Origin of the sequence: Pseudomonas sp. URIL14HWK12:I5 (assembly GCF_900176445.1) — a bacterium.
In the GTDB taxonomy this organism is placed as follows: Bacteria; Pseudomonadota; Gammaproteobacteria; order Pseudomonadales; family Pseudomonadaceae; genus Aquipseudomonas; species Aquipseudomonas monteilii.
Window position 1 is genome coordinate 753649 of record NZ_FWXQ01000002.1, and the last position, 8094, is coordinate 761742.

Below are 8094 nucleotides of genomic sequence, written 5' to 3' on the forward strand. Positions count from 1 at the left end.
TAGCTTGATTGATCCGTCAGGCAGCACAGCCCTATGGTGACCCCACGACAGCGAACCCGTGGAGTCACCATGACAATAACGCAGAATCCACCGCCGCAATGGTCGCGGCGGCGTGCCGAAAAGCAGCGCCGCCTCGATCGGGTACGCCACCTCGCCGACGGCGTGGTGCTGCCCACCGAACGTATGGTCGAAGCCTTGGAACTGTTGCTGGCGCCCGGTGACCGGGTGGTGCTGGAAGGCAACAACCAGAAGCAGGCAGACTTCCTCTCACGCTCGCTGGCCAAGGTCGACCCCGGGCGCCTGCACGACCTGCACATGATCATGCCCAGCGTTAGCCGCGCCGAGCACCTGGACCTGTTCGAACGCGGTATCGCCCGCAAGCTCGACTTTTCCTTTGCCGGCCCGCAGAGCCTGCGCATCGGCCAATTGCTGGAAGATGGCCTGCTCGAGGTCGGCGCCATCCACACCTACATCGAGCTTTACTCGCGGCTGCTGGTCGACCTGATTCCCAACGTCACCCTGGTGGCCGGCTTCATGGCCGACCGTGACGGTAACCTGTACACCGGCCCCAGCACCGAAGACACGCCGGCACTGGTAGAGCCGGCCGCCTTCAGCGACGGCATCGTCATTGCCCAGGTCAACCAGTTGGTGGACCGCGTGGACGACCTGCCACGGGTGGACATCCCGGCCTCCTGGGTCGATTTCGTGGTGGTCGCCGACCAGCCCTTCTACATAGAACCGCTGTTCACCCGCGACCCGCGCCATATCAAGCCGGTGCATGTGCTGATGGCGATGATGGCCATTCGTGGCATTTACGAAAAACACCAGGTGCAGTCGCTGAACCATGGCATTGGCTTCAACACCGCCGCCATCGAACTGATCCTGCCCACCTACGGCGAGTCGCTGGGCCTGAAGGGCAAGATTTGCCGTAACTGGACGCTCAACCCGCACCCAACCTTGATTCCGGCTATCGAGGCCGGCTGGGTCCAAAGCGTGCATTGCTTCGGCACCGAGCTGGGCATGGAGGATTACATCGCCCAACGCCCGGACGTGTTCTTCACAGGCCGCGATGGCTCGATGCGCTCCAACCGCATGATGTGCCAGCTGGCGGGGCAGTACGCTGTCGACCTGTTCATCGGCGCCACCTTGCAGGTGGATGGCGATGGCCATTCCTCCACCGTCACCCGCGGCCGCCTGGCCGGTTTTGGCGGTGCACCGAACATGGGCCACGACCCGCGCGGCCGACGCCACGCTACCCCGGCCTGGCTCGACATGACGGTGCCGGACACCATGCTCGAACGCGGCCGCAAGCTGGTGGTGCAAATGGTCGAGACCTATCAGGAAGGCGGCAAGCCTACCTTCGTGGAAACCCTCGATGCCGTGGAAGTGGCCAAGAAGGCGGGGATGCCGTTGGCACCGGTAATGATCTATGGCGACGACGTCACCCACTTGCTGACCGAGGAGGGCATTGCCTACCTGTACAAGGCCCGCAGCCTGGAAGAACGCCAGCAGATGATCGCCGCCGTGGCCGGGGTCACCGCCATCGGCCTGCGGCATGACCCGAAAGATACCTTGCGCATGCGCCAACAGGGCCTGATCGCCTTGCCCGAAGACCTCGGCATCCGGCGCACCGACGCCAGCCGCGAACTGCTGGCCGCGCGCAGCATCGCCGACCTGGTCGAGTGGTCCGGCGGCCTCTACAACCCGCCTGCACGGTTCAGGAGCTGGTGATGAACGCACACAACCTGAGCCCCGAAGCTGGCGCGGTCCCTGTAGGAGCGAGCTTGCTCGCGATGAGGCCCGCCCAGCCAACCAAAATCTCCCTGGCCGACCACCTGGCCGACCTAGCCGTAGAAGCCCTGATCGACGAAGCCGACCTGTCCCCCAAACCCGGCCTGGTGGACCGCCGCAGCAACGGCGCCCACCCCGACATGTCGCTGCCTCTGATGCACGCTTCGGCGCTGTCACTGTGGCCCTGCCTGCGCCAAATGGCCGAAGCCGCGCAATCCTTCGGTGAAATCTGCCAACCCCTGCGTGCCTCGCTCGGTCAGCTCGGTCGTGAAGGCGAGGCCGCCATGCTCGCCACCACCGGGGGGGTAAACACCCATCGCGGCGCAATCTGGGCCCTCGGCCTGCTGGTAGCGGTCACGGCCCTCGATCCCCTTGCGAACGCCAACACCCTTGCCGTCCGCGCCGGGCGCCTCGCCTTGCTGGACGACCCGGCCATGGTCCCGCAAGACAGCCACGGCCAGCAGGTCCGCCGCCGCTACGGCACCGGCGGCGCCCGCGAGCAGGCGCAACAAGGCTTCCCCGCCGTCATCGGCCACGGCCTGCCACAACTGCAACGTAGCCGCGCCGCCGGTGCCAGTGAGCAGCACGCCCGGCTCGACGCGCTGCTGGCGATCATGGCCGTACTCAGCGACACCTGCGTGCTCTGGCGCAGCGGTCCATCCGGTCTGGCCACCGTGCAGCAAGGCGCGCTGGCCGTACTGGCCGAAGGCGGCAGCGCCACCTTGGCCGGGCGCCGGCAACTGCGCGAGCTGGACCAGCACCTGCTGCACCTGAACGCCTCACCGGGCGGCGCCGCCGATTTGCTGGCCGCCTGCCTGTTCCTCGATAAAGCCGGGAGCCTGTGACATGGAGACCCTGAATTTTCAATTCCCCGCCGCTGAACCGGGCCGTGGCCGCACGCTGGTGGGCTGCGTCAGCTCCGGCGATCTGGAGGTGCTGATCGAACCTGGCACTGCCGGCAGCCTGCAGATCCAGGTGGTCACCTCGGTCAACGGCAGCGCTGCCCGCTGGGCGCAACTGTTCCAGCGCCTGTTCGAGGGCCGCGCCTGGCCGGCTGTGAACATCGACATCCATGACTTTGGCGCCACCCCTGGTGTGGTGCGCCTACGCCTTGAGCAAGGCTTCGAGGAGATTGCCCATGACTGACACCGAACGCTTGCTGCAGAGCCGCAGCTTTGTCGAACTGGGCGCCCGCCAACGTGCGCGCGCCATGCTCGATCCGGGCAGCTTCCGTGAACTGCTGGGGCCGTTCGACCGGCTGATGTCACCCTGGCTGCCGCGCCAAGGCATCGTGCCCCAGGCTGATGATGGCGTGGTGATCGCCAAAGGTCGGCTGAACGGGCGCAATGCTGTGGTTGCTGCCATCGAAGGTGGCTTCCAGGGCGGCAGCATGGGTGAGGTGGGCGGTGCAAAGATCGCCGGTGCGCTGGAGCTGGCCATCGAAGACAACCGCAACGGCATCCCCACGTGCGCCGTGTTGCTACTGGAAACGGGCGGGGTGCGCCTGCAAGAGGCCAACCTGGGCCTGGCAGCCATTGCCGAGATTCAGGCCGCTATTGTCGAACTGCGGGCTTGGCAACCTGTGATCGGCGTGATCGCAGGTTCGGTCGGCTGCTTTGGCGGCATGTCCATCGCCGCCGGCCTGTGCAGCCACTTGCTGGTCACCCGCGAAGCCCGCCTGGGCCTCAACGGCCCGCAAGTGATCGAGCAGGAAGCCGGCATTGGCGAGTACGACGCCAAGGATCGCCCCTTCATCTGGAGCCTGAGCGGTGGTGAGCAGCGCCATGCCAGCGGATTGGTGGACGGCTATGTGGCCGACGACATCGACGCGCTGCGCGAACGCTTGCTGCAATTGCTGGACGCACCTTCCAGAGATCGCGCCAGCCAGCATGCCTGGTTCCTGGACAGGCTGGCCCGGCTGGGGGATGACTGCCCGCAACTGGATGCCGCTGCCGTACGCGCCCTTTATCAAGGAGAAGCCCAATGAACCGTGCCTTGAACTGGCTGTCGGGCCTGGCCGGCGGGCAAGCCTTGCCGGGCTATCCCGCATCGTTGCTGGTGATCGACGGCGAACTGGACAACCGCCTGGTGCGCTTCATCGCCGTGGTGCCTGATGCTGAAAACCCGTTCCCCCGCGCACGCTCGGGCGAGGTCGGTCTGCTGGAAGGCTGGGGCCTGGCCAAGGCCGTGAGCGAGGCGGTGGCGGCTGACCGCAACGGACAGAAGCGGGCCATTGTCGCGGTGATCGATGTACCCAGCCAGGCCTATGGCCGCCGTGAGGAGGCCTTGGGTATCCACCAGGCCTTGGCCGGTGCCGTGCAGGCCTATGCCCAGGCGCGGCTGGCCGGGCACCCGGTGATCGGCTTGCTGGTTGGCAAGGCCATGTCCGGTGCCTTCCTGGCTCATGGCTATCAGGCCCAGCGTTTGATCGCTCTGGACGATGCCGGGGTGATGGTGCACGCCATGGGCAAGGCGGCGGCGGCGCGGATTACCCTGCGCAGCGTCGAGCAACTGGAGGCCCTGGCCGCCGAAGTGCCGCCCATGGCCTACGACCTGGATAATTATGCCTCGCTGGGCCTGCTGTGGCGCCGCTTGACCGTGGACAACGCCGAAGCCCCGAGCAGCGCCGACATTGCCCAAGTACGTGCCTGCCTGACCGAAGCCGTGCGCGACATTGGCAGTTCGACCGACCTGTCGTCGCGGCTGGCGGGTGAAAACCGCAGTGCCTCGCGTCAGGTACGTGAACAGCTGCGCCGCCAGTGGCAGGGCGCTTGAGATGAACGCGCCAAGGCCGCACGACCTGCTGTGGGGGATGCCCGTGTCGGGTTTGCCCACGGACGCGCCTCAGTGGGCGCTGGAGGTGTTGGCAAGCGGTCAGCCGGTTGTGGTGCGCCGTGCCACCTGTGAAGCGGGCTGGGTGGCGGTGGGGCTTCGCGGTCACGGCCGGGCGCAGCGGTTGGGTGCCTTGATGCGCCTGACCGATATCCAGCGTCAGCAAGGCCCTGAAGCCCTGCGCGTGCATGGGCAAAGCCCATGGCCTGCATTGCAGGCACTGGCTTCGGTCACCCCGGTATTGCAGGCCCGTGGCTTGGCCTGGGGGCCGACGGGTGGGGTGGGGTACCAGCTTGCGACCGGCATGGAAGTGGTGCACGCCGGCAGTGACCTGGACCTGCTGCTGCGCACGCCACGACCGCTGGCCCGCGCCCAGGCGCGGGAGCTGCTGGATATTCTCGACTGCGCGCCGTGCCGTATCGATGTGCAACTGGAAACCCCGTCGGGTGCGGTTGCCCTGCGCGAGTGGGCGAGCTTTGCCCTGCGCGTGCTGCTCAAGTCGCCCCACGGCCCGCGTCTGGTCAGCGACCCTTGGGCCGTGATGGAGCGTGCCGCATGAGCAGCCTGTTCGCCTTCCCCGGCCAAGGTGCCCAGCAGGTGGGCATGCTGCAACGCCTGCCTGAAGGTTGCGGGCAACTGCTGGAAGAGGCCAGCGATGTCCTCGGCCAGCAGGTGCTTGAGATGGACAGCCAGCAAGCCCTGCAAAACACCCGCGCCGTGCAGCTGTGCCTGCTGCTGAGCGGCGTGGCCTGGGCGCGCTGGCTGATGCAACGCAGCCCGGCACCGGATTATGTGGCGGGCTTGTCGATTGGTGCTTATCCGGCAGCGGTCGTGGCGGGCGCCTTGGGCTTTGCCGATGCCGTGCGCCTGGTCGCCTTGCGTGGCGAGCTGATGCAAGGTGCTTATCCGCAAGGTTACGGCATGACCGCGCTCAGTGGCCTGGACCTGGCCAGTGTCGAGCGCCTGCTGATTGAGGTGGGCGGTGAGGTATACGTCGCCAACCTCAACAGTGATAAGCAGATTGTGATTGCCGGTAGCGATACGGCGATGGCTGAGGTGGCGGCCAAGGCTCGTCGCCTGGGCCAAGGTGTGGCAAGGCGCTTGGCGGTCAGCGTGCCGTCGCATTGCCGGTTGCTCGACGGCCCGGCTGCGCAATTGGCCAGTGCATTCGCGTCGGTCGAGCTTCAGCGGCCACGCATTACCTACCTCAGCGGCAGCAGCGCACGACCGGTGTTCGACCCGCAGCACCTGCGCGACGACCTGGCCGGCAACATGGCAAGGGTGGTCGACTGGCGTGCTACGTTGCGCAACGCCTATGAACGCGGCGTGCGCCTGCACCTTGAAATGCCACCCGGCAGCGTGCTCGGGGGGCTGGCCCGGCCCGTGTTCGAACAGGGCAGGGTGGTGGCGGTGGAGGGTACCCGTTGGGACACCCTGGATGCGCTGTTGCGCCAGGAGGTGGCCGGCGACCGATGATGGCGGGTTTGCGGATGGCGAAGAACAACAACAAGCAACTTCGACACTACCTGAGGACAACAACAATGATCATCTATGGTGTGGCACTGCTGGCGGTCTGCACGCTGGCCGGCGTTATCGTCGGCGACTTCCTGGGCGTGCTGCTGGGCGTCAAATCCAATGTGGGCGGGGTCGGCATTGCCATGATCCTGCTGATCTGCGCACGGCTGTACATGCACCGCAACGGCGGCATGAGCAAGGAATGTGAATTCGGGGTGGGCTTCTGGGGTGCGATGTACATCCCGGTCGTGGTGGCCATGGCTGCCCAGCAGAACGTGGTCACCGCCCTGCACGGTGGGCCGGTTGCGCTGCTGGCCGCGGTAGGTGCGGTATTGGTGTGCGGCTTGACCATCGCCCTGATCAGCCGCAGCCACCGGGGTGAGCCACTGCCCGCGCTTGAGCCCAGCCCCGAAACCCAGGCGCAGGTTGCCCCTGCAGGAGGTCGTTGAACATGTGGCCGATCATTGAAAATGCCCTCGAACACAACGGCCTGATCACCGCTTTTGCCGTGGTGGGCGCCATCATGTGGTTGTCGGTGTTGCTGTCTAAATACCTCACCTTCGGCCGGGTGCATGGCTCGGCCATCGCCATCGTCATCGGCCTGGTGCTGGCCTGGGTAGGTGGCACTGTCACCGGAGGGCAGAAGGGCCTGGCCGACATGGCGCTGTTCTCCGGTATCGGCCTGATGGGCGGGGCCATGCTGCGCGACTTCGCCATCGTTGCCACGGCCTTCGAGGTGCAGGCCACCGAAGCGCGCAAAGCCGGCATGATTGGCGCAGTCGCGCTGCTGTTGGGCACAGTGCTGCCATTCATTGTCGGCGCGGCGGTGGCCTATGCCTTCGGCTACCGCGATGCCGTGAGCATGACCACCATCGGTGCGGGCGCGGTGACTTACATCGTCGGGCCGGTGACCGGGGCGGCGCTCGGTGCGAGCTCGGATGTGATGGCGCTTTCGATCGCTACCGGGCTGATCAAGGCGATCCTGGTGATGGTGTTCACACCGGTGTCGGCGCGCCTGTTGGCGCTGGACAACCCGCGTTCGGCGATGGTGTTTGGTGGTTTGGCGGGGACCGTGTCGGGGGTGACGGCGGGGCTGGCGGCGACGGATCGGCGGTTGGTGCCGTATGGGGCGTTGACGGCCACCTTCCATACGGGGTTGGGGTGCCTGATGGGGCCTTCGATCCTGTACTTCTGCATACGCGGTCTGGTCGGCTGAAGGAAGCTGGCGCGATCGCTTGGGAAGCGGGTACGACCCTCCCACAGCGATCGCGCCAGCTTACAGGTTTTGTGCAAGAAAGTTGCTCCCAAAGGGGGTGTAACTTGCTGACGGCCACTGCACGAGGCCAGTATTTATCAATTGCCCAGGAAATGTCTGGTAATTTTTCGAAGAGACAGATCCTACAGCTGTTTAGGAAGCCCCAGACTCCTTGAAGAATTGATTCCCCGATAGTGTTCGTGTCTTCAGCCTGCTGGAAGACAAGGACCACTTCATGCCCGGCCCAACCAATACCTCGCCGTTGCTTGCTCTCTATTTCGAGGCGAACTGGGGCTGCCTGATCGATTCCCTTCGAAAAATCGGGAGGCGCTCATGACCCTTAGTCAACGTATCGCCATTGCGACAGCCGAAGCCGGGCTCCCTTCCGACCAGTGCATGGCCTGTGAACGCCAAGGCCTGCCGATCCTGCCCCTGCGCCGCGCCCTGGTGCCGGACACACGCCCGCAGGGCCTCAGCACCGTGGCCGGCAGCCTGCATGTCTCGGCGAAGCTAGGGGTGCGCACCTTGCGCATGGGCTACCTGTACGTGCTGCTCGACCAGCAGGTCTGGCATGCCTACGAAGTGAGCGAGCAGGGCCACCTGCGCCGCTTCAACCCCTACGAGCCGTCGGAGGGCCTCCCCGCATCACTGCCCGAAAAATGCGTGAATGAAAACCACGACATTCCTTCGTCCTTCCTCAA

10 protein-coding genes are annotated in these 8094 nt (G+C 65.7%); all 10 read left to right on the top strand.

The window, feature by feature from the left end; all coding sequences use genetic code 11:
- Positions 1-69: 69 nt before the first annotated feature.
- A complete protein-coding gene (gene mdcA / locus B9A31_RS08115) occupies positions 70-1731 on the top strand; it encodes a malonate decarboxylase subunit alpha (RefSeq protein ID WP_084296863.1) in 1662 nt (553 codons plus the stop codon).
- Positions 1731-2636 (top strand): triphosphoribosyl-dephospho-CoA synthase, encoded by a 906-nt coding sequence (locus B9A31_RS08120; protein ID WP_025752495.1) that lies wholly within the window; start codon positions 1731-1733, stop codon positions 2634-2636. Before mdcA ends, B9A31_RS08120 begins: the two co-directional genes overlap by 1 nt.
- Before the next feature lies 1 nt (position 2637).
- Positions 2638-2937, top strand: a complete 300-nt coding sequence (locus B9A31_RS08125; protein WP_016713945.1) for a malonate decarboxylase subunit delta — start codon at positions 2638-2640, stop codon at positions 2935-2937.
- Positions 2930-3778, top strand: a complete 849-nt coding sequence (locus tag B9A31_RS08130) for a biotin-independent malonate decarboxylase subunit beta (RefSeq protein WP_019098520.1) — start codon at positions 2930-2932, stop codon at positions 3776-3778. The genes B9A31_RS08125 and B9A31_RS08130 overlap by 8 nt, the downstream gene beginning before the upstream one ends.
- Positions 3775-4566 (top strand): biotin-independent malonate decarboxylase subunit gamma, encoded by a 792-nt coding sequence (mdcE, locus tag B9A31_RS08135; RefSeq protein ID WP_019098519.1) that lies wholly within the window; start codon positions 3775-3777, stop codon positions 4564-4566. The genes B9A31_RS08130 and mdcE overlap by 4 nt, the downstream gene beginning before the upstream one ends.
- Position 4567: 1 nt before the next feature.
- Positions 4568-5182: a malonate decarboxylase holo-ACP synthase gene (locus B9A31_RS08140; RefSeq protein WP_019098518.1), complete on the top strand. Its 615-nt coding sequence runs from the start codon at positions 4568-4570 to the stop codon at positions 5180-5182.
- Positions 5179-6099, top strand: coding sequence for a malonate decarboxylase subunit epsilon (mdcH, locus tag B9A31_RS08145; RefSeq protein WP_084296864.1), 921 nt, complete (start codon positions 5179-5181; stop codon positions 6097-6099). Before B9A31_RS08140 ends, mdcH begins: the two co-directional genes overlap by 4 nt.
- Before the next feature lie 65 nt (positions 6100-6164).
- Positions 6165-6587 carry a malonate transporter subunit MadL gene (madL, locus tag B9A31_RS08150; RefSeq protein WP_016713950.1) on the top strand — a complete coding sequence of 141 codons (423 nt, stop codon included), beginning with the start codon at positions 6165-6167 and terminating at the stop codon, positions 6585-6587.
- A 2-nt stretch (positions 6588-6589) separates the two neighbouring features.
- Positions 6590-7354, top strand: a complete 765-nt coding sequence (gene madM, locus B9A31_RS08155; RefSeq protein ID WP_016713951.1) for a malonate transporter subunit MadM — start codon at positions 6590-6592, stop codon at positions 7352-7354.
- Positions 7355-7726: 372 nt separating this feature from the next.
- On the top strand, positions 7727-8094 hold a 368-nt coding region (locus tag B9A31_RS08160; RefSeq protein ID WP_027608934.1), incomplete at its 3' end, for a toxin VasX.